We start from the raw sequence: 18,890 nt of genomic DNA, 5'->3' as shown, positions 1-18,890 counted from the left end.
CCACCACGCCTTACTGGTTGTCGAGCAGGCCCCGGCCCGACTTGCGGATGGCGCCGCTGGCGGTCAGGTCCTGGGCCAATTTATCCAGAATCCCGTTCACAAACTGCTTGCTCTTGGGCGTGCTGTAGATTTTGCTGATTTCGATGTACTCGTTGATGGTCACTTTCACCGGAATACCGCGGAACAGGTGCATCTCACAGAGGGCCATCTTCAGCAAAATCTTGTCGGTGAGGGCCACGCGGTCCACGTCCCAGTTCTGCACCGATTCGGCAATCAGCTTCTCGTACTTGTCGTCGTCGGCCAGCGTCTGCTGGTAGAGGCTTTCGGCAAACTCCTTGTCCTCGGCCCAGTTCGCCGACAGCGCCATCAGCTCCAGCTCCTCGGTGGCGGGCTCGTCGAGCATCTTCACCGTCTTGAGCACCAGATTCTTCACGATGGACCGGTTTTCCTCCCAGTTCAGGTCGTCTTCCTCGATGTAGCGCGGCAGGCTCTCGCCCTTGAACACGTAGGTTTTGTAGAGGTGCTTGAGCATCTCTTGGTCCTCGGTGTAGTTGCCGGCCGGCGCGGCCAGGTAGCTGAGCAGCTCGGGGTCCTGGCGCATTTCGTTGCGCCAGGCCAGGCGCAGGGCCTCCAGCTCCTCCTCGCCGTGCCAGCGCTGGGCCCGCCGAATCGTGAGTGCCTGCAGCTGGGTGTTGCTGATGAGCTTCTGAATCACTTGGTTTTCTTCCAGGCGCGTGGTGTCCAGCAACGGCTCGGCCGAGGCAATATGCTTGCGGGCGGCGCGGGCCTTGTCTTCCTCAATCACCTGCAGCAGCACCTCCGGAATGTTGAGCAGGTGCAGATACTGGTCGTGAATGCTCTCGGCGGCGTGCACCATCTGCCCGCCGTAGAAGGTGCCGTCTTTAGCCACGGCCTTCTTGTAGAAGCTGATGGCATCCTGCACGGCCGAATGAATGTCGGCGTCGTCGCCCTTTTCGGGTTCTTCGCCGGTTTTGTGCCAGTCCTTGAACACCACCTCCGCCAGTTTGCGCTGGCCCTGGAGCTTGCGCCGGTCCTGCGGTTCGGGCGAAGTCAGATCGGGCGCGAAGGCATCCGCAATCCGGTCATTGGCCAACAAAAAATCGGACCCGACGGCCTGATGGTAGGCGTACAGGGCCTGCATGACCTTGATGCGGAGCGTGCGACGGTTGAGCATTGTACTTGGACTTGGGGATATTGAGGCTGAATGAACGTCATTCCGAGCGAAGGCGGAGCCGTAGCCGAGGAATCTCGCGTGCTGATGTTGCAATACTATTATTTACTACACTAGCGAGATTCCTCGGCTGCGGCTCCGCCTTCGCTCGGAATGACGTTCGTTCAGCCTCAAGTATTAAAAAGTGGATTTGACTTTGCCGAGCGAGGCAATGCGCTCCTCAGCCTGCCGGGTGGCGGCGGCTTGCGGGTGGCTTTGCTCCTGTTCGGCTTTGTTGAGAACCTGGGTGGTGATGTCGTAGATTTTCTCGGTTTGGGTGAGGGCCGACTGACGGCTGCCCCCAATAACTTCCGAATATACGTTGATCAGGCCACCGGCATTGATGAGAAAGTCGGGGGCGTACACGATGCCGCGCTCCACGAGGGCCGGGCCGTGCGTGTTTTCGTCCTTGAGCTGGTTGTTGGCGCAGCCGGCCACCACGCGGCACTTCAGCCTATCGATGGTGTCGTCGTTGAGGGTAGCACCCAGCGCGCACGGCGAGTAGATGTCCACGTCCTGGTCGTAGATTTCGTCGAGGCCCACGGCGCGGGCGCCAAAGCGGGCGGCTGCCTCCAGGGCGCGGTCTTCGTAGTAGTCGGTGAGCACCAGCTGGGCGCCTTCCTTCTGCAGATACTCCAGCAGGTAGGTGCCTACGTGGCCCACGCCCTGCACCGCAATGCGCTTGCCGGTCAGCGAGTCGGACCCGAACGCCTTTTTGGCGGCGGCCTTCATGCCCATGTAGGTGCCGTAGGCCGTCACCGGCGAGGGGTCGCCGGAGCCGCCCATGCTTTCGGGCAGGCCGGCCACGTGCTTGGTTTCCATCCGGATGTACTCCATGTCCTTGGTGGTCATGTTCACATCTTCGGCCGTGATGTACTTGCCGTTGAGGTTTTTCACGAAGCGACCAAACTTGCGCAGCAACGCCTCAGTCTTCATGGTCTGGTCGCCGATGATGACGGCCTTGCCACCGCCCAGGTTCAGGCCCGAAATGGCGGCCTTGTAGGTCATGCCGCGCGAGAGGCGCAGCACGTCGTTCAGGGCTTCGGCGTCGGAGGCGTAGTGCCACATGCGGGTGCCGCCCAGGGCCGGGCCCAGCACCGTGTTGTGGATGCCGATGATGGCGCGCAGACCGGTTTCGTGGTCGTGGCAGAACACTACCTGCTCGTGCTGGTGCTCGGCAATCTGACTGAAGACCGACGTGTCGGCCAATTGCTGGATTTCAACCATGGGATGAAGAAATGAGGGTGGGTGGGATGGGGAGGCAGAGGGAAGAGAGCGGGACGTGTAACTTTGGACTCGGTGGCGCGAGGTGGGTCTCTCTTTACGTTGAAGTTGAGCCGTTTGGTGCTGCCGGCTGTTTCGTACGTATAGAACCCTGCCACGTGGCACTGTCCTCAATTCGGGTGCAAAAGTAACCCTATTTCCGGTTCCGGCCATCGGTTGCGCTACCTTCGTGGCTGGCGGGCCGTAGAGTGGCCGGCTGCTATCCTCTTCTGCTGTGCGCGCACTTTCCGCTACCAACAAATACCTGTTTCGCTATAAATGGCACTTCCTGGGCGGAATGCTGTTTGTGGCCCTGAGCACGCTGCTGGCCATTTTCCCGGCCCAGATTGTGCGCTACGCCTTCGACCTGGTGAGTGAGGGCATCGACCTCTACCACCTGTTTGCGGGCACTTCGGCGCAGGGTGAGGTGTACTCGCTGTTCGGGCGCAACGTGCTGCTCTATGGCACGCTCATTATTGTGCTGGCGCTGTTGCGGGGCGTGTTTCTGTTCTTCATGCGCCAGACGCTCATCGTGATGAGCCGGCTGGTGGAAAACGACCAGAAAAACGAAATCTACCAGCACTACCAAAGCCTGCCGCTGGCCTTCTACCGCCGCCACAGCACCGGCGACCTGATGTCGCGCATTTCGGAGGACGTGGGGCGGGTGCGCATGTACATCGGGCCGGCCCTGATGTATTTCATGCAGCTCGTTATCCTGTTCATCCTCATCGTGCCGCTGATGCTGATGGTGAACGTGAAGCTGACGCTCTACACGCTGCTGCCACTGCCGGTGCTGAGCGTGAGCATTTTCTATGTGAACACGCTGATTGAGCGCAAGTCTGACGAAATCCAACGCTCTTTGGCCGCCATGACCACCTTCGTGCAGGAGGCGTTTTCGGGGATTCGGGTCTTGAAGTCGTTTGTGCGGGAGCAGGATTCGCACCGGCAGTTTGCCATTGCCTCGGAGCACTACAAGGACAAGTCGCTGAGCCTGAACTTCGTGAACTCGCTGTTTTTCCCGCTGATTCTGTTTCTGGTGGGCCTCAGCACAATCGTCACGGTGTGGCTGGGCGGGCAGGAGGTTATCCGGGGCACCATCACCACGGGCAGCATTGCTGAGTTCCTGATTTACGTGAACCTGCTCACCTGGCCCGTCACGGCGCTGGGCTGGACCAGCAGCCTGGTGCAGCGCGCCGAAGCCTCCCAGGCCCGCATCAACGAGTTCCTGTATCAGAAAACCGACATCGTGTCGCGCGAGGACGTGCAGCAGGAAATCCAGGGCGACATCGTCTTCGACAACGTCAGCTTCACCTACCCCGACACCGGCATTCAGGCCCTGCGCAACGTGAGCTTCCGCATCCGGCCGGGCCAGACGCTGGCCGTCATCGGCAACACCGGCTCGGGCAAAAGCACCGTGGCCGTGCTGCTCTGCCGCCTGTTCGACGTGAGCGAAGGCGCCATCAAAATCGACAGCGTGGACGTGCGCGACTACGCCCTGACCAGCCTGCGCGAGCAAATCGGCTACGTGCCCCAGGACGTATTCTTGTTCTCGGACAGCATCCGCAACAACATCAACTTCGGCCTCGACCAGCCCGACGAAGCCCGCATGCAGCAGGCCGCTAAAGACGCCAACGTCTACGACAACATCATGCACTTCCCCGAGGGCTTCGACACCAAAGTGGGCGAGCGGGGCATCACGCTGTCGGGCGGGCAGAAGCAGCGCGTGAGCATTGCGCGGGCTTTGGTGAAGGAGCCCAAAATCCTGATCCTCGACGACTCGCTGTCGGCCGTGGATACCAACACCGAAAACGCCATTCTGGGCGCCCTGCAGCGCATCATGCACAACCGCACCAGTCTCATCATCTCGCACCGCGTGAGCTCCGTGAAGCTGGCCGACGAAATCCTGGTGCTCGACGACGGCCAGATTGTGCAGCATGGCACCCACGAGGCCCTGATGCAGGACGAAAACGGCCTGTACCGGGCGCTATATGAGCGCCAGCTGCAAAGCGAGGACGCGGCGTAGCTAATCCAAGTTGCGGAAGAAGCTCCGGTCCGGCGGCTCTTTCAGCCGTCGGACCGGTCGCAGGGTGAACGAGGCGGCCGCGTCTGCCAAGACGTGCCAGATGTGCCAACAACGACCGGCTCGACGGCTGAAAGAAGCCTCCGGACCGGAGCCCTTGTCAATGGCCGCCGCATCGTCCGCACAACTTGGTTTAGCTGACCCACGTTGCGGAGCATCCGCGTAGCCCCGGAGGGGCGATATATAGGTAGAAGCCCCCCTAAACAATTCCGCAAGCCCCAGCGGGGCGACACCTTGGCCGCACAGTTCAGGTGTCGCCCCGCCGGGGCTCTGTTCTTATTAAAGACTATTGTGCTACCAACATACCGCCCCTCCGGGGCTACTCAGCTACCTGGGTTAACTACGCGCTGACCAGCATCTCGGCCGCCCGGCGGCCCACTCCGGCGCCCAGCGCCACGCCCATGCCGTTGCAGCGCAGTGCCCCGAACACGCCCGGCGCCAGGGGCCGCACAATCGGCTCCAGCTCAGCCCCGAAGGCCATCACGCCGCTCCAGCGGTAGTCGATGCGCACGGCGCGGCCGGGCAGGATTACCTCGCGCAGCAGCTCCTCCAGATACTGCTGCACCCGGGGCGTGAGACCGGGCTTGGTAGTGGCTTCGGCGGCGAAATCAAGGTTGCGGCCGCCGCCGAGCAGGATGCGGCCGTCGATCTGGCGGAAGTAGGTGTAGCCGCGGTCGTAGTGGAAGGTACCGGGCAGGTGCAGGCCGGCTATGGGCTCCGTGACCAGCACCTGCCCGCGGCCGGGCTGCGCGTCGAGCTCCGGAAAAAACTGCTGGCTGAAGGCATTGGTGGCCAGCAGCACCTGCGGCGCCTGAATTTCGCCCAGCAGCGTCCGCATACGGACCTGCGCCGGGCCCGGCTCCAACGCCAGAGCCGCGCAGCCATGCACCACCACCACGCCGGCCGCCCAGGCCTGCCGCAGCAGCACCTCCATCAGCCGGCCGGTGTGCAGCGCGCCTTCGGCCGTATTCTCCAGCATGACGCTGACGCCGGCAAAGCCGGTGGCGGGCACCTGCGCGGTGGCGTCGCGGAACACGTCGGGGCGGCCGATAATGGGAGCCAGCAGCTCGTTGTAATACGGCAGGGCGGCGCGGCAGCGGGCCGCCAGCTCGGCCTCAGCGGGCCGGAACAGCTCGTAGCCCCCTACTGGCTGATACTGCAGCGCCTCATCGCCGAGCAGGGCCCGCAGTTCGGCTAGGCCTTCCCAGCGGGCCTGCACCACGGCCAGCAATGCGGCCGTGCCGCCCCGCGCCTCCTGCTCCAGCAGCTCCGACACGCTGCCGAAGCAGGCGAAACCGGCGTTTTTGGTACTCGCGCCGTTGGGCAGCACGTCGCGCTCCAACACCAGCACGCGGGCCGCCGGGCGCAGGCGGCGCAGGTGCAGCGCGGCCGTAAGTCCCACCAAACCAGCCCCGATGACTACCACATCGAAGCCGTGCAGAAACGTCTGGTGCTCCCAGTAAGAAAGCGTCGGAATGCTCATGCCGGAAAAATAGGCAATCAGCCAGTAACGGCTGAATCGGGGTAACAGAAAAGCCCATCCGGCGCAAACCGAATGGGCTTTCCAATCATGAAGATCCTAATCTTAGCGGCCTACCATCACGCGCTTCATGCCCCGCCGCTCACCGGAAGTGCACTGCACCAGGTAGGCGCCGGCCGGCAGCTTGCTCACGTCGAGCGTAGCTACTTCGTTGCTGTTGAGCAAGTCGCGCGTGACCACCGGGCGGCCATCGGGGCCATTGATTTCCACGCGGGTAGGGTTGCTGGAGTTGGTACGCACCGTGAGGCGCTTGGTCACGGGGTTGGCTTCGGCGCGCACTTTCAGCGGGCCCGTGTTGGTGGGCTGCTGCACCATCTTGTCGGTGACCAGGGCCGGCGGGCCGGCGGGAGTTTCTTCCAGCTTGGGCTTGGCAGCTACTGTGGGCTTTTTGGCGGCCGGCACGGCGGGTTTCGCCACCGGTTTTGCCGCGGGCTTAGCCGCGCCTGGGCGGGCGGCCACCGGCTTTTTGGCGGTGGGCAAGGGCTTTTTGGTGGCCGGCTTGGGGGAGGGCTTGGTTTGGGCCTGAGCAGATATCGACAATGCCGTAGCAATTGCCAGGCAAACGAGAGTAACGAGTGTTTTCATACGCACGCCTAACGCGAAAAAGATGAGGGGTAGTATCCGGTAAAGATAGCCAATATTCACATCGGACTGCTACACTATTGGTAAAGTTCTCACCATCAGATTTTTCAATATTCCATCTCCCCAATATTTCATATCGCCACTCCCCGTACAATACACACTTCACCCCAAAGCCGCCAACCAGCCCAGACCGGTATTTTGTGGAGGAGCTAGCTGGTAGCCCGATAGTTAGCGACGAAGGTGTAAGCACGGAACCATGCTAACCACAAGAAACTGATTATCATAATTTTAAAATAAAAATTCTATGGTTAGATGCCTTGCTACAGGCAGGACCGGCACGAGCCGCAACGACAGGCAATGGCGGCTGCTAAGCAGAAAGTGAGTAAGTTCGAAGCCTCACAAATTCCATCTCCATCTTTCCTGCAATGGCTGCACAATCACTGACCGGGCTGCGTGCCGGCGTCCTGCACGGCGACGAAGTTCAATCCCTGTTCCAATATGCCAAGGCGAATTCGTTTGCGCTGCCGGCCGTCAACGTGACGGGCACCAATACGGTAAATGCCGTTTTGGAGGCCGCTCACGAAGCAAATTCGCCGGTTATCATTCAGTTTTCCAACGGCGGCGCCCAGTTCTTCGCGGGCAAATACCCTTCCAACGACGGCCAGCGCGCCAGCATTGCCGGTGCCATTTCCGGCGCGCAGCACGTGCACGCCATGGCTGAGCTCTACGATGTGCCCGTGATTCTGCACACCGACCACGCCGCCAAAAAGCTCCTACCCTGGATCGACGGCCTGCTGACGGCCGGCGAAAAGCACTTCGCCCAGTACGGCCAGCCGCTCTACAGCTCGCACATGCTCGACCTGTCGGAGGAGCCGATTGAGGAGAACATCGAAATCTGCAAGCGCTACCTGGAGCGCATGGCCAAAATCGGCATGACGCTGGAAATCGAGCTGGGCGTAACCGGCGGCGAGGAAGACGGCGTGGACAACTCCGACGTGGACAGCTCCAAGCTCTACACCCAGCCTTCGGAAGTGGCCTATGCCTACAAGGAGCTGAGCGAAGTAAGCCCGCGCTTCACAGTGGCCGCGGCCTTCGGCAACGTGCACGGCGTATACAAGCCCGGCAACGTGAAGCTGCAGCCCAAGATTCTGCACAACTCGCAGCTCTACGTGCAGGAGCACTTCAACACCGGCCCCCAGCCCGTTGATTTCGTGTTCCACGGCGGCTCGGGCTCCAGCCAGGAGGAAATCCGCGAGGCCATCAGCTACGGTGCCATCAAGATGAACATCGACACCGACCTGCAGTGGGCTTTCTGGGAAGGCATCAAGAACAACTACGTGAAGAACGAAGGCTTCCTGCAGGGCCAGATCGGCAACCCATCCGGCGCCGACTCGCCGAACAAGAAGTACTACGACCCGCGCGTATGGCTGCGCGAAGGCGAAAAAACCTTTGTAGCCCGCTTGAAGCAGGCTTTCGAAGATCTGAACGCCATCAACCGCCGTCCCTAGTCAGCGGTAGAATTGCACTGAAAAGCCGCCGCTTCTGCTTTGCAGACGCGGCGGCTTTTTTAATGAGCCGTTAGCTGTTTCAGAATATTTTTCAGCGTTTGCCGGAAGACAAGGTTGCGTCGCAAGCTGCAGAATATGAGGCATCTTTACGGTATTTGGCGAGCCAATGACGGGCTGAAAACCGGCTATCTGTGCTGCAGGCGCAATTTTCTTCGGCAGATATTGCGCAACTCTCACTTCTTCGCTTACCTTTGTGTCTCAATTCTATCGGGGTGTAGCGTAGCCTGGTATCGCGCCAGCATGGGGTGCTGGAGGTCGTAGGTTCGAATCCTGCCACTCCGACCGAAGAATTTCTTGTTCGAGAAGCCTCTGGGAACCCCACCCGGAGGCTTTTTTTGGCAAAACCGACTGAGTTGCCCGGTGCAGATCATCGTACCAACGGCACAGTTCGGGGTGTAGCGTAGCCCGGTATCGCGCCTGCTTTGGGAGCAGGAGGCCGCAGGTTCGAATCCTGCCACCCCGACTTCGTTTTAAAAAAAGGCCCTGCTGAACACATGTTCAGCAGGGCCTTTTTTATTTGCGTTTATAACGCACTGAAAGTCTGAGTAAGAGCCACCTGTCTATAGCGTCGAGCCTCCCCTACACATATCACTGGCTTAATACTTGCAGCGCCCGCCGCTGTACATTTTTATCCTTTTTTATATGAAAAAGCTCGCTACCAGCTTGCTATTACTTGGCGCGGCCACAGCGGCCCACGCGCAAACCTCTGCCGGAACCGTTTTGCTTGGCGGCAACGTCGGGTACAATTCCTCTAAGGAAAAGATCAGTTCCGGCTCTTACGCCTTCGAAAACAGCCAGCAAGCTTTTCGGATCGTACCGACAGTTGGCTATTTTATAACCGATAATCTGGCGCTAGGATTGGCGGGAGGCATTGAACGCGGCAAAGCTAAATCGTCCTACAAAAATGACGATCCATATGCTACCTCAAATCAGTATGAGCTTACTGGCAGGTCTTCATCTACCTATGTTGGTCCTTTTGTGCGTTACTACAAAATGGTAGGCGAGAAAGCAGCTTTTTATGGTCAACTGGATGCAAGCTACCGGAAAGGCAGTGCAGAAAACGAGCGCATTACTCCGAGCTCTGAAATTGAGGTTGTCAAGGATAATAATAGAGGATTCTCTAGTAACATCACGCCAGGTTTTGTCTTCTTTCCAACCAATAAGCTGGGGTTGGAACTGACGCTAGGATACCTTGGCTACTATCGTGCTAAAACAGTTCAAGAGAAAACGGATCAGATGCAGGAGTGGCGAAGGGAAAATTCCAGTTTCGGCGCCAGCTTTGGCTTGCAATATCTTAACATTGGCGCTTCATTTTACCTTGGCGGCAAGTAATTGCTAGCCGTTAACGAAACGGCCGCCTCAACCGATGGATGAGGCGGCCGTTGTATTTGCGGCTAACTATCAATTCTTACTTCACCACAGCCCACACTTCCACAGGGCCGGTGGTCGGGAACCGCTCTAGGTAGATGTTCTGCAGGGTGAGGTTGTTCTGGTTGGCGTAGTCTTTCACACCGGTGTAGAGCTTGTCGGGGGCCACGAGGTAGCTGGCTTCGATGCGGGCGTGCAGCACGCGCTGGCCGGCGGCAAAAACGCGGTGGCGGTAGCCCGGCGGCAGCGGCTGCGACACGGTATCGTCGAGGATCAGGCCCACGAAGACCTTGGCGTTGTCGCTGGCCTTGGCGGGGTCGTTGTAGAACAGGTTGCCGAAGGTGCCGCGCAGCTTGCCGGAAGTGCGCAGCTCGTAGGCTTCGCGGGTCAGGTCGCCGAACTGCTCGCTGTTGGCCGGGCCCTCGAAGTAGCGGCCCGCCAGGAATATGGGCTGGGCGGTGGTTTCCAGCGTCACGTCGGCTTTTTTCAGGCCACCCAGCATGTAGTAGGCCACGCCGGCGGCCACAATCAGCAGCAGGGAAAGCAGTAGGAAAATTCGGTTCATCTTGTGATAGAAGTGAGAAAGTAGAGGTAAGAAGTGAGAAGCAAGGAGGCAGAAGTGAGAGCAAACGCCTATGGGGTCAGCAAAGGTCTCACTTCTCGCCTCTACTTTCTCACTTCTACTGCGCCAGCACGTCTTTGTACTGCATCTGGTAGAGCTGGCGGTAGTAGCCGTCCTGGCGGAGCAGCTCCTCGTGGCGGCCCGATTCCTTGATTTCGCCGCGGTCAAGCACGATGATGCGGTCGGCTTTCTGGATGGTGCTCAGGCGATGTGCAATGACGAGGGCGGTGCGGCCCTGCATCAGCTTTTCGATGGCTTCCTGAATCAGCTCCTCGGTTTCGGAGTCGACGGACGACGTGGCTTCATCGAGAATGATGATGGCCGGCTGGTACACCATGGCCCGCACAAAGCTGATGAGCTGGCGCTGCCCCACCGACAGCGTGGCGCCGCGCTCCATCACGGGGTATCCAAGGCCTTCGGGCAGCCGCTCGATGAAGCGCCGGGCGCCTACTAGGTCGGCGGCTTCCCAAATCTGGGCATCGGTGATGTCTTCGTGGCCCAGCGTGATGTTGTCGCGGATGGTGCCTGCAAACAGGAACACATCCTGCAGCACCACCCCAATGTGGCGGCGCAGCACGCTCAGGTCGTAGGCGGGTAGATCCTGGCCGTCGATGCGGATGTGGCCCTTGTTGATGTCGTAGAAGCGGCTGAGCAGGTTGATGATGCTGGTTTTGCCGGCGCCGGTAGCGCCCACGAAGGCCACGGTCTGGCCGGGCTCTACCCGGAAGCTGATGTCGCGCAGCACCCACTCCTCGTCGTTGTAGGCAAACCAGACGTTTTCGAACTCCACTTCGCCGCGCAGCGTGGCCGGAGCCAGCGTACCGTTGTTGGGCACGAACTCCTGGCTGTCGAGCAGCTTGAGCAGGCGCTCGGTGCTCACGAGGCCTAGCTGCAGCGTGTTGAACCGGTCGGCAATCTGGCGAATGGGGCGGAAGAACAGGGCATTGTACATGATGAAGGCGATGAGCGCGCCCTTGGAAATGGTGCCCTCGATCTGACCTTGCGCAGCGTACCACACCAGCAGCCCCACCCCTACCGCCGCCAGCACTTCGGCCACCGGAAAGTAGATGCTGTAGTAGAGCACCGAGCGGATGTTGGCGCGGGTATGCTCCTGGTTGAGGGCCTGAAACTTGCGGTATTCGCGCTGCTCGTTGTTGAAAATCTGCACCACGTTCATGCCCGTCAGGTGCTCCTGCACGAAGGCGTTGAGCCCGGCCACGGCCGTGCGCACCTCCTGAAAAGAGCGTTTCACCTTCTCCTTGAACACGTAGGTGCTGAACAGCAGCGGCGGAATCACGGAGAGGCTCACCAGCGTCAGGCGCCAGTCGATGTAGAACATGAAGCCCATAATGAACACGATCTGCAGAATGTCGCCGATCATGGCCGCCAGCCCCTCGCTGAACACGTCGGACAGCGTCTCGACGTCGGAAATGTTGCGCGTGACGAGCACGCCGATGGGCGTGCGGTCGAAGAACTTCAGGCGCAGGTTGAGGATGTGCTTGTACAGATCCACGCGGATGTCGCGCACGATGTACTGGCCCAGCCAGCCGCCGAAATAAGTCTGGAGGTAGCTCACGAAGGCGTGCGCCACCAGCAGCACCAGCAAAATGCCAAAGCCCCGGTTCAACCCCACCCAGTCGCTCTGCTCAATGGTCACATCCACCATCTGCTGGATGAGAAAAGGCCGCAGCGTGCCCAGTACGGCCGTGGCCACGGTCAGGAACACCAGCAAATAGAAGATGCGCCGGTAGGGCCGCACATACACCATCAACCGGCGTAGCACCTGCCAGTCGAAGATATTGCCGGATTTGGCGGGGGTAGCAGTAGTCGGGTCCAAAGTAGCGGGTGGGGTGAAACGTAGTAACCGGGGCCGGCGGTGGGAAGTTGCAGGGTCAGCAGAACGATCTTAGTCGAACGTCATGGATAGAACGTCATTCCGAACGGAGTGAGGAATCTCGCCAGCGTAGTAACTGCTGAGAATACCACATCAGTCAGATTCCTCACTCCGTTCGGAATGACAATAGCCTCGGGCGAGATGCTTCGGCTGCGCCTCTGCATGATGTTCCTGCGCCGCTGCCTGACGTTCTTGCGCTGCCTAACTGGCTACCGGCCTACAAAGTACGGCAAACCGGGCGGCACCAAGTCGGCGGGCACCACATCGGGCGTGTATTCCACGCGGCTCAGGTAGAGGCCCTGGGCCGGGGCGGCGCCGCTGGCGTCTACGCGGCTCTGGGCCCACAGAATCTGCTGAAACTGGGCGGGCGTGATTTTGCCGCGGCCCACGCTCAGCAGCGTGCCCACCACCAGCCGCACCATGCCCCGCACAAAGCGGTTGGCCCGGATGCGGAACACCAGCCCGCCCGGCATTGGGTGCCAGCCGGCCTCATACACCACGCACACATAGTGGTTTTCACCGCCCTTCACCTTGGAAAAGGCCGTGAAGTCGCGCGAGCCGAGCAGGTGGGCGGCGGCTTCGTTCATGGCCGCCACGTCGGGGGCGAGGTCCACGTAGAGGGCACGCCCCACACTGAAAGGGTCGGGCACCTGGCGCACGTAGTACTCGTAGGTGCGGGCATCGGCCGAGAAGCGCGCGTGGGCCTGCGGCGGCACCGGGTGCAGCGCGTAGGCCGCAATGTCGGGTGGCAGGGCGCGGTTTAGGCGGTAGAGCAGGGTTTTGATGTCCAGCGTTTCCGGCACCTCGGCCTCGAAGTGCGCTACCTGATGGCTGGCGTGCACGCCGGTGTCGGTGCGGCCGCTGCCCAGGCAGAACACCGGCTGCCGCAGCACCTGCGACAGGCAGCGGTCCAGCTCCTGCTGCACAGTGAGGGTGTTGGGCTGCACCTGCCAGCCGTGGTAGCGGGTGCCGTCGTAGGCCAGATGAAGGAAGTAGCGCATAGAAGATCAGTGTAGCATAGGCTTTAGCCTGTGCCGTCCGTTAAATGGGTAATCAGCTTAATGGTTACGGGTTGAACGACGAGCTATTGAACAAGGCTATCATTCAATTGACGGCACAGGCTAAAGCCTATGCTACAGTTCACACCACCAGCGCGTAGAGGCGGGAGTCCAGCATCTGGCCGTCTTTCACCACGCTTTTGCGCATCGTGGCTTCCAGCGCAAAGCCAGCCTTTTCCAGCACCCGTGCCGAGGCGGCGTTGGGCTCAAACACCACAGCATACAGCCGGCAAACGTCGAAGTTCGCCAGCACATAGGCGGCCACGGTCTGTACGGCCGCCGTAGCCAGCCCGCGCCCCCAGTACGGCCGCGCCAGCCAGTAGCCGATTTCGGCCGAGCGGCGGCGCACGTCGCTCTTGAAGTGCACCCCGATACTGCCTACGGCCACCCCATCCACCGCAAAAGCCAGGTGCAGGTCGCGCTGGTTATCGGCTACCGATGCTAGGAAGAATTCCGCATCCTGGGTGGTGTAGGGGTGCGGAAACGTGTCGCGCAGGTTCTGCCAGATGCTCCGGTCGTTGGCGTAACCGGCCAGCGCCGGGGCATCGACAGACTGCCAGGGCCGCAGGCACGCGTCCGGCTGGGGCAATATGAGTGTAGGCGTGAGAAGCGGATTGGACATAGCTGTAATGCTAAGCTCCTGCTTGGCGAACGAGCGGAGCGAGTAATTCACATTGGTGTACTGCCGCCTATTCGCTTCGCTCGTTCGCCAAGCGGGAGCCTGGCGTTACATACGCTCGTAAATCACGGAAGCACCCTGCCCTACCCCTACGCACATGGTCACGAGGCCGTAGCGCACGTTTTCGCGGCGCTGCATTTCGTGCAGCAGCGTGGCCGTGATGCGCGAGCCAGCTGCGCCCAGCGGGTGCCCGATGGCAATGGAGCCGCCGTTCACGTTCACGATGTCCATGTTCAGGTCCAGGTCGCGGACGCAGGCAATGCTTTGGGCGGCAAACGCCTCATTCAGCTCAATCAGGCCGATATCCTGCAAGGTCAGGCCGGCGCGCTGCAGCACTTTCTGGGTGGCCGGCACCGGGCCCAGGCCCATAAACGCCGGATCGACACCCGCCACGGCCGACGCCACCACGCGGGCCATAGGCTTGAGGTTGAAGCGTTTCAACGCGTCTTCGCTCACCACCAGCACACCCGCGGCTCCGTCGTTGATGCCGGCCGAGTTACCGGCCGTAACGGTGCCATCGATGGGCTGAAACGCCGGGCGGATGGCGGCCAACTTCTCCATGGTGCTCAGGCGCGGCGGCTCGTCGGTGTCGAACAGCGCGGCAGCACCCTTGGGGTTGGCCACGAATACCGGCGCAATTTCCTTGCGGAAGCGCCCCTTCTCGGCGGCCCGGTGGTACTTGCGCTGCGAGTTGAAAGCAAACTCGTCCTGCTCAGTACGCGTGATGCCGTACTTGCGGGCCACGTTTTCGGCCGTTTCGCCCATGGCGAAAGGGTGGTGCATCTTGCTCAGCTTCGGGTTGGTGAAGCGCCAGCCCAGGGTGGTGTCGTGGGCCGTCAGCTCGCGCCCGAAGGCGGTTTCCGACTTGGCCATCACGAACGGGGCGCGGGTCATGCTTTCGGCCCCGCCGGCCAGGTACACGTCGCCCTCGCCGGCCATGATGGCGCGCGAGGCATCGGTGATGCTCTGCAGGCCGGAGGCGCACAGGCGATTCACGGTGCAGCCCGGTACCGTGATGGGCAGACCGGCCAGCAGCGCCGCCATACGGGCCACGTTGCGGTTGTCTTCGCCGGCCTGGTTGGCGGCGCCGATAATCACGTCTTCTACCGCGGTTTTGTCGAGGGAAGGGTTGCGACGCAGCAACTCACGCAGAATGTGGGCGGCCAAGTCGTCGGGACGGACGCTGCTCAGGGCTCCCCCAAAGCGGGCAATCGGAGTCCGGACGGCGTCAACTATGTAAGCGGTAGGCATTGGTAGGTTCGGATGCAGTTATTCCAGTCGTTGTTGGCTACTTTTGCCGGCCCGGCGGCACTGCCGACGGCCTAAACTGACAAAACACAAAGATGATACAAAGAATCCAAAGCGTATTCCTGCTGCTGCTGGCCCTGTGCATGATAGCCGTGCTGTTTCTGCCCCTCTGGCACAAAGCCGACCCCACCACCGGCCAGGAGCTGACCATGACGGCCCTCGGCTTCAGCTACAACAAACCTGGTGCGGGCCTCACGCCTCCGGGCGCGGTTTGGGTTATTGCGGCCCTCGCGGCGGCTTCGGCGGCAGTGGCGCTGTTCGAGATTTTCCAGTTCCGCAACCGGTTCCTGCAGCTCAAGCTGGGCATGCTCAACCTGCTGCTGATTCTGTGCACCATCGGGGCCGGCTTCTACTTCTCCACCCTGGGCGAGCAGGCCCTCAACGTGAAGATGCTGGGCTCCTACCAAGCCGGTTTCTACCTACCCACGCTGGCGCTGCTGCTGAACGTGCTGGCGGGCCGCTTCATCCGCCGCGACGAGCAGCTGGTGCGCAGCATGGACCGCCTGCGGTAGGCAACTGTCAGTCACGCGTTTTTTGAGCTTAACCAAAAAGAGGCTTCCACATGTGTGGAAGCCTCTTTTTGGTTAAGCTCTATACAGCCCAGTCGTCAGCTGCTTAGCGCGGCGCCTGTTGCGCCAGGTATTCCTGCAGCTCATTGGCCGAGTGCGAGAACGTGAAGCCTTCGTTGAGGCGGTACAGGTTCTGGCGGTCTACCACGCGGCTGGAGCCGTATTTGGCCAGCTCCATTTTCGAGTCCTCGAAGCTTAGCTCCTTCATCAGGCGGGTCAGGTCTTCGGCGCGCAGGCCGGTTTCGCTGAGGGCCAGGCGGGCCATGGGCAGCTTGTCCTTGTCGAACGACTGGCGGTGCACAGCCGCCACCAGGGCATCCACATCCTGCGGGGCCATCACGCGGTTGTAGCTCACGCTGCTACCGCCGTAGTAGCCACCGCCGTTGTTGTTGCCGCCATTGGGGTAGCTATTGCCGTTAGGATAGCCGCTGTTATTGCCGCCGTTGTTATTGGGGTAGCCACCGTTGCCGTAGCCGCCGGGCTGGCCGGGCGCAGGCTGGTTGCCATACGAATCGTCGTAGTCCTCATCAGCTCCCCGCGGGCTGCCACCCTGCACGCCGCCGTAGCCGCCGTTGGGGTAGCCACCATTATCGTAGCCGCCACGCACTGGCACAGCAGCCACTTTGCGCAGCTCGGGACCACGACCGGGGCGCGTCAGGAGCACGAAGCTGGTTTCCAGGCCGGGGTCCAGGAAAACGCGGGTGCGGTAGCTGACCGAGCGGCCATAGCCTACGGGTATCATAAACTCGGCCCAATGCACGCCCGGCGCAATCCGGTTGAGGTGTACCTGGCGGGCACCACCACGCGTTAGGGTGCGGCCATCAAAACGCAGGTTGAAGGGCACGCCGCGCTCCGAGGTGATGTTCATGTTGGCCGGAGCGGCCTGCAAGTGGGCGGCCGTCAGCAGCAACAGGCTGAGGCAGAAGAGTAGCGCCTTTTTCATGGCAGTAGGTAGTTGGGCGGAAGCAGCCCATCTGCCTCCGTATATATACCCAAGCCAAGGATTATGCCAGTTCGTGGAACTTTGCCGCGAAGCTGGTGGTTCGCGCGGCCATTTCCCTGAATTTGCAGCAGAGAGGCCGTATTTCTTTTCCTGCGCCGGCCTACAAAACGTAAAAAGCCCCCTCGCTTTGCAAACGAGGGGGCTTTTCCGGTAGTACGCAGCCGGTCTTATTCGGCGATTTTCGTCACTCGGAATTCCGTGCGGCGGTTGCGCTGGAACTGGTCTTCGGTTTTGGCATCCTTCACTTCCGGGCGGCTCTCGCCATAGCCTTTGGCCGTGATGCGCGCCTTGTCAACGCCCTTGGAAATGATGTAGTCCACGGCCGACTGCGCCCGCCGCTGCGACAGGGCCTGGTTGTAGGCGTCTTTGCCGCGCGAGTCGGTGTGGGAGCTCAGCTCAATGGTGATGTTGGGGTTGTCGTTGAGCGTTTCCACCAGCTTATCCAGCTCCAGCGCCGCATCCGGACGAATATCGGCCTTGTCATAGTCGTAGAGGATGTTCTCGACACGGATGGCTTTGTTTTTCACGATTTCCGTGAGCGTAAGCGCCACCGGAATCCGCACCTCCGTCATTTCGTTCACCAGCTGGTCCGGAGCCGGCTTGCGCCCAACGGTGCTCAGCGGCGCGCGGGCCGTGAAGAAACCGGGCCGGTCGGCCACCAGCGCATAGCTGGCCGCCGCCGAGTCCAGCTTCAGGCTAAACTTCCCTTCGGCATCAGCAGTCACGTCCTGGATTTTCTGACCATTGCGGCCGTACAGCGTCACGGTTTCGCCGCTGGCGGGGGCCATAGCGCCGGTTTTCTCGTTGCGGGTCATCACCGTGCCGTCGGCGTAGAAGGTCACGAGCCGCAGCGGCTTCTGCCGGAACATATAGAGGTCGTCGGAACCTTTACCGCCGGCGCGGTTGGAGGAGAATACGCCGCCGTCCTTGCTGGTGAAATAAGGGGCGAAGTCGTCGCCGGCGCTATTGATGGGAGTGCCTAGGTTCTTCACCGTGCCCTTCTCCACCATGAAGATGTCGAGCTTGCCCAGGCCCGGCTGCCCATCGGAGGAGAAATAGAGCGTGCCATCGGGGGCCACGGCCGGGAAGTTGTCGTTGCCGGCGGTATTCACCTGGTCGCCCAGGTTTTCGGCGGGCGAGAAGCGGCCGTTCGGGCCCAGCGTGGCTTTGTAGATGTCGTTACCACCGAGGCCGCCTTTGCGCCCGGAGGCGAAGTACAGCGTCTGGCCGTCGGCACTGAAGGCGGGCGCGAAGTCGTCGGCGGTACGGTCGTTGATATTGGCCAGCGCCGGCTCGCTCCAGGCGCCATTTTTGAAGTAGGAAATCCACAGGTCCACGCTCAGCAGCCCTTTTTTGGAGCTGTTGTTGGAGCGGGCAAACACCATCGTTTTGCCGTCGGGCGTGTAGGTGGCGCTGGCTTCGTGCTTGTCTTCGGTGTTGAAAAGGGCCTCCAGCTTGCGTACCGCGCCGCCAGTCATCTTCTCGGCATCATCAAATTTCACCGCGTATAAGTCGCTGAAATTCTCACCGTTGCCCAGATACTTCTTGCCCTCGCGGCCGGAAGCAAACACCAGCTCCTTAGTATCCGGCATCAGGGTCGAGCCAAATTCCGAGGCGGGCGTATTGATCTGGTCCAGCGCCATCACCTCATTATTGGAGCGCATGGCCATGATGGTGTTGGCCATCTTGGCGTTGCGGGACTCCATTTCGGCCCGGGGAGCCAGGGCCCGGCCGGCACTGGCCTGCGTGTAAGCGTCGAACTGCTGCGCCGCCTCATCAAACTTGCTGTTGGCTTTCAGCGCCTGGCCGTAGTAGAACACCACGTCGGGGGCCTTCACGCCACCGTCGATGGCGGCTTTGTAGTACGTTTCGGCCTGCTCTATGCGGTTGGAAAGCCGATACGCTTCTGCCACCCGGTAGTTGGCAGTGGCTACGTTTTTACCCTTGGCAACATCTGCTTTGTACAGCTCTATGGCAGTTTCATACTCGCCCTGAGCAAAGCGCTTATCGGCTTTGCTGGCGCTGCCGGAGGTAGCGCATCCGCTCAACAAGGCGGCAGAGCCGGCCGCAGCACAGACCAGTAGTAGCTTATTCATAGGTGGTGTACGATGGAGTGGATAACAAG

The 18,890-nt window shown here is 60.9% G+C and carries 15 protein-coding genes and 2 tRNA genes; 6 read left to right on the top strand and 11 right to left on the bottom strand.

All coding sequences use genetic code 11. From position 1 onward, the window contains the following. Nucleotides 1–10: 10 nt before the first annotated feature. Nucleotides 11–1,195 carry a transcription antitermination factor NusB gene (nusB, locus tag O3303_RS15675; protein ID WP_269559325.1) on the bottom strand — a complete coding sequence of 395 codons (1,185 nt, stop codon included), beginning with the start codon at nt 1,193–1,195 and terminating at the stop codon, nt 11–13. 174 nt (nt 1,196–1,369) lie between these two features. Then, the gene (locus tag O3303_RS15670; RefSeq protein WP_269559324.1) at nt 1,370–2,458 is read right to left on the bottom strand and encodes a Glu/Leu/Phe/Val dehydrogenase dimerization domain-containing protein; all 1,089 of its coding nucleotides are present in this window, start codon (nt 2,456–2,458) and stop codon (nt 1,370–1,372) included. Nucleotides 2,459–2,729: 271 nt separating this feature from the next. Here O3303_RS15670 and O3303_RS15665 point away from each other — a divergent pair, with 271 nt between their 5' ends. Further along, nucleotides 2,730–4,517 carry an ABC transporter ATP-binding protein gene (locus tag O3303_RS15665; RefSeq protein WP_269559323.1) on the top strand — a complete coding sequence of 596 codons (1,788 nt, stop codon included), beginning with the start codon at nt 2,730–2,732 and terminating at the stop codon, nt 4,515–4,517. A gap of 397 nt (nt 4,518–4,914) precedes the next feature. On the opposite strand, the gene O3303_RS15660 is transcribed toward O3303_RS15665, so the two are convergent. Next, complete coding sequence (locus tag O3303_RS15660) at nt 4,915–6,057, bottom strand: NAD(P)/FAD-dependent oxidoreductase (RefSeq protein WP_269559322.1); 1,143 nt, start codon at nt 6,055–6,057, stop codon at nt 4,915–4,917. Between the two features lie 102 nt (nt 6,058–6,159). Then, nucleotides 6,160–6,654: a T9SS type A sorting domain-containing protein gene (locus tag O3303_RS15655; protein WP_269559321.1), complete on the bottom strand. Its 495-nt coding sequence runs from the start codon at nt 6,652–6,654 to the stop codon at nt 6,160–6,162. Nucleotides 6,655–7,121: 467 nt separating this feature from the next. On the opposite strand from O3303_RS15655, the gene fbaA reads away from it, so the two are divergent. The 4 genes from fbaA (at nt 7,122) to O3303_RS15635 (ending at nt 9,596) form a co-directional block, all read left to right on the top strand. Beyond that, the gene (fbaA, locus tag O3303_RS15650) at nt 7,122–8,204 is read left to right on the top strand and encodes a class II fructose-bisphosphate aldolase (RefSeq protein WP_269559320.1); all 1,083 of its coding nucleotides are present in this window, start codon (nt 7,122–7,124) and stop codon (nt 8,202–8,204) included. Nucleotides 8,205–8,472: 268 nt separating this feature from the next. Further along, nucleotides 8,473–8,546 (top strand) — tRNA-Pro (locus O3303_RS15645). Between the two features lie 107 nt (nt 8,547–8,653). After that, nucleotides 8,654–8,727 (top strand) — tRNA-Pro (locus O3303_RS15640). A gap of 179 nt (nt 8,728–8,906) precedes the next feature. Next, on the top strand, nt 8,907–9,596 hold the full coding sequence (locus O3303_RS15635) for an outer membrane beta-barrel protein (RefSeq protein WP_269559319.1): 690 nt from the start codon (nt 8,907–8,909) through the stop codon (nt 9,594–9,596). Between the two features lie 76 nt (nt 9,597–9,672). Here the strand turns inward: O3303_RS15635 and O3303_RS15630 are convergent, their stop codons facing one another. The 5 genes from O3303_RS15630 to O3303_RS15610 all read right to left on the bottom strand — a co-directional run bounded on the left by O3303_RS15630 (nt 9,673) and on the right by O3303_RS15610 (nt 15,136). Continuing rightward, on the bottom strand, nt 9,673–10,197 hold the full coding sequence (locus O3303_RS15630; protein WP_269559318.1) for a hypothetical protein: 525 nt from the start codon (nt 10,195–10,197) through the stop codon (nt 9,673–9,675). Between the two features lie 115 nt (nt 10,198–10,312). Beyond that, on the bottom strand, nt 10,313–12,022 hold the full coding sequence (locus tag O3303_RS15625; RefSeq protein ID WP_269561923.1) for an ABC transporter ATP-binding protein: 1,710 nt from the start codon (nt 12,020–12,022) through the stop codon (nt 10,313–10,315). 335 nt (nt 12,023–12,357) lie between these two features. After that, nucleotides 12,358–13,149 carry a tRNA pseudouridine(38-40) synthase TruA gene (gene truA / locus O3303_RS15620; protein ID WP_269559317.1) on the bottom strand — a complete coding sequence of 264 codons (792 nt, stop codon included), beginning with the start codon at nt 13,147–13,149 and terminating at the stop codon, nt 12,358–12,360. Nucleotides 13,150–13,288: 139 nt separating this feature from the next. Beyond that, complete coding sequence (locus tag O3303_RS15615) at nt 13,289–13,828, bottom strand: GNAT family N-acetyltransferase (protein WP_269559316.1); 540 nt, start codon at nt 13,826–13,828, stop codon at nt 13,289–13,291. Between the two features lie 105 nt (nt 13,829–13,933). Continuing rightward, a complete protein-coding gene (locus O3303_RS15610) occupies nt 13,934–15,136 on the bottom strand; it encodes a thiolase family protein (protein WP_269559315.1) in 1,203 nt (400 codons plus the stop codon). Nucleotides 15,137–15,228: 92 nt separating this feature from the next. Here O3303_RS15610 and O3303_RS15605 point away from each other — a divergent pair, with 92 nt between their 5' ends. Beyond that, nucleotides 15,229–15,705, top strand: coding sequence for a DUF4293 domain-containing protein (locus tag O3303_RS15605; RefSeq protein ID WP_269559314.1), 477 nt, complete (start codon nt 15,229–15,231; stop codon nt 15,703–15,705). Nucleotides 15,706–15,808: 103 nt separating this feature from the next. Here the strand turns inward: O3303_RS15605 and O3303_RS15600 are convergent, their stop codons facing one another. Further along, nucleotides 15,809–16,705 (bottom strand): proline and serine-rich protein 1 family protein, encoded by an 897-nt coding sequence (locus tag O3303_RS15600; protein WP_269559313.1) that lies wholly within the window; start codon nt 16,703–16,705, stop codon nt 15,809–15,811. A 227-nt stretch (nt 16,706–16,932) separates the two neighbouring features. Then, on the bottom strand, nt 16,933–18,861 hold the full coding sequence (locus tag O3303_RS15595; protein WP_269559312.1) for a CHU_0125 family OmpA-like outer membrane integrity protein: 1,929 nt from the start codon (nt 18,859–18,861) through the stop codon (nt 16,933–16,935). Between the last annotated feature and the right edge of the window lie 29 nt (nt 18,862–18,890).

This window comes from Hymenobacter canadensis (assembly GCF_027359925.1).
Lineage (GTDB): Bacteria > Bacteroidota > Bacteroidia > Cytophagales > Hymenobacteraceae > Hymenobacter > Hymenobacter canadensis.
The sequence above is the reverse complement of the archived record's forward strand: the minus strand, read 5'-3'. Positions and strand labels throughout refer to the sequence as shown.

Coding starts and splice junctions, on each gene's coding strand:
- O3303_RS15670 (WP_269559324.1), bottom strand. CDS start 2,458: ATGGTTGAAATCCAGCAATTGGCCGACACGTCGGTCTTCAGTCAGATT.
- nusB (WP_269559325.1), bottom strand. CDS start 1,195: ATGCTCAACCGTCGCACGCTCCGCATCAAGGTCATGCAGGCCCTGTAC.
- O3303_RS15595 (WP_269559312.1), bottom strand. CDS start 18,861: ATGAATAAGCTACTACTGGTCTGTGCTGCGGCCGGCTCTGCCGCCTTG.
- O3303_RS15605 (WP_269559314.1), top strand. CDS start 15,229: ATGATACAAAGAATCCAAAGCGTATTCCTGCTGCTGCTGGCCCTGTGC.
- O3303_RS15660 (WP_269559322.1), bottom strand. CDS start 6,057: ATGAGCATTCCGACGCTTTCTTACTGGGAGCACCAGACGTTTCTGCAC.
- O3303_RS15600 (WP_269559313.1), bottom strand. CDS start 16,705: ATGAAAAAGGCGCTACTCTTCTGCCTCAGCCTGTTGCTGCTGACGGCC.
- fbaA (WP_269559320.1), top strand. CDS start 7,122: ATGGCTGCACAATCACTGACCGGGCTGCGTGCCGGCGTCCTGCACGGC.
- O3303_RS15630 (WP_269559318.1), bottom strand. CDS start 10,197: ATGAACCGAATTTTCCTACTGCTTTCCCTGCTGCTGATTGTGGCCGCC.
- O3303_RS15635 (WP_269559319.1), top strand. CDS start 8,907: ATGAAAAAGCTCGCTACCAGCTTGCTATTACTTGGCGCGGCCACAGCG.
- O3303_RS15615 (WP_269559316.1), bottom strand. CDS start 13,828: ATGTCCAATCCGCTTCTCACGCCTACACTCATATTGCCCCAGCCGGAC.
- O3303_RS15625 (WP_269561923.1), bottom strand. CDS start 12,022: ATGGTGTATGTGCGGCCCTACCGGCGCATCTTCTATTTGCTGGTGTTC.
- truA (WP_269559317.1), bottom strand. CDS start 13,149: ATGCGCTACTTCCTTCATCTGGCCTACGACGGCACCCGCTACCACGGC.
- O3303_RS15610 (WP_269559315.1), bottom strand. CDS start 15,136: ATGCCTACCGCTTACATAGTTGACGCCGTCCGGACTCCGATTGCCCGC.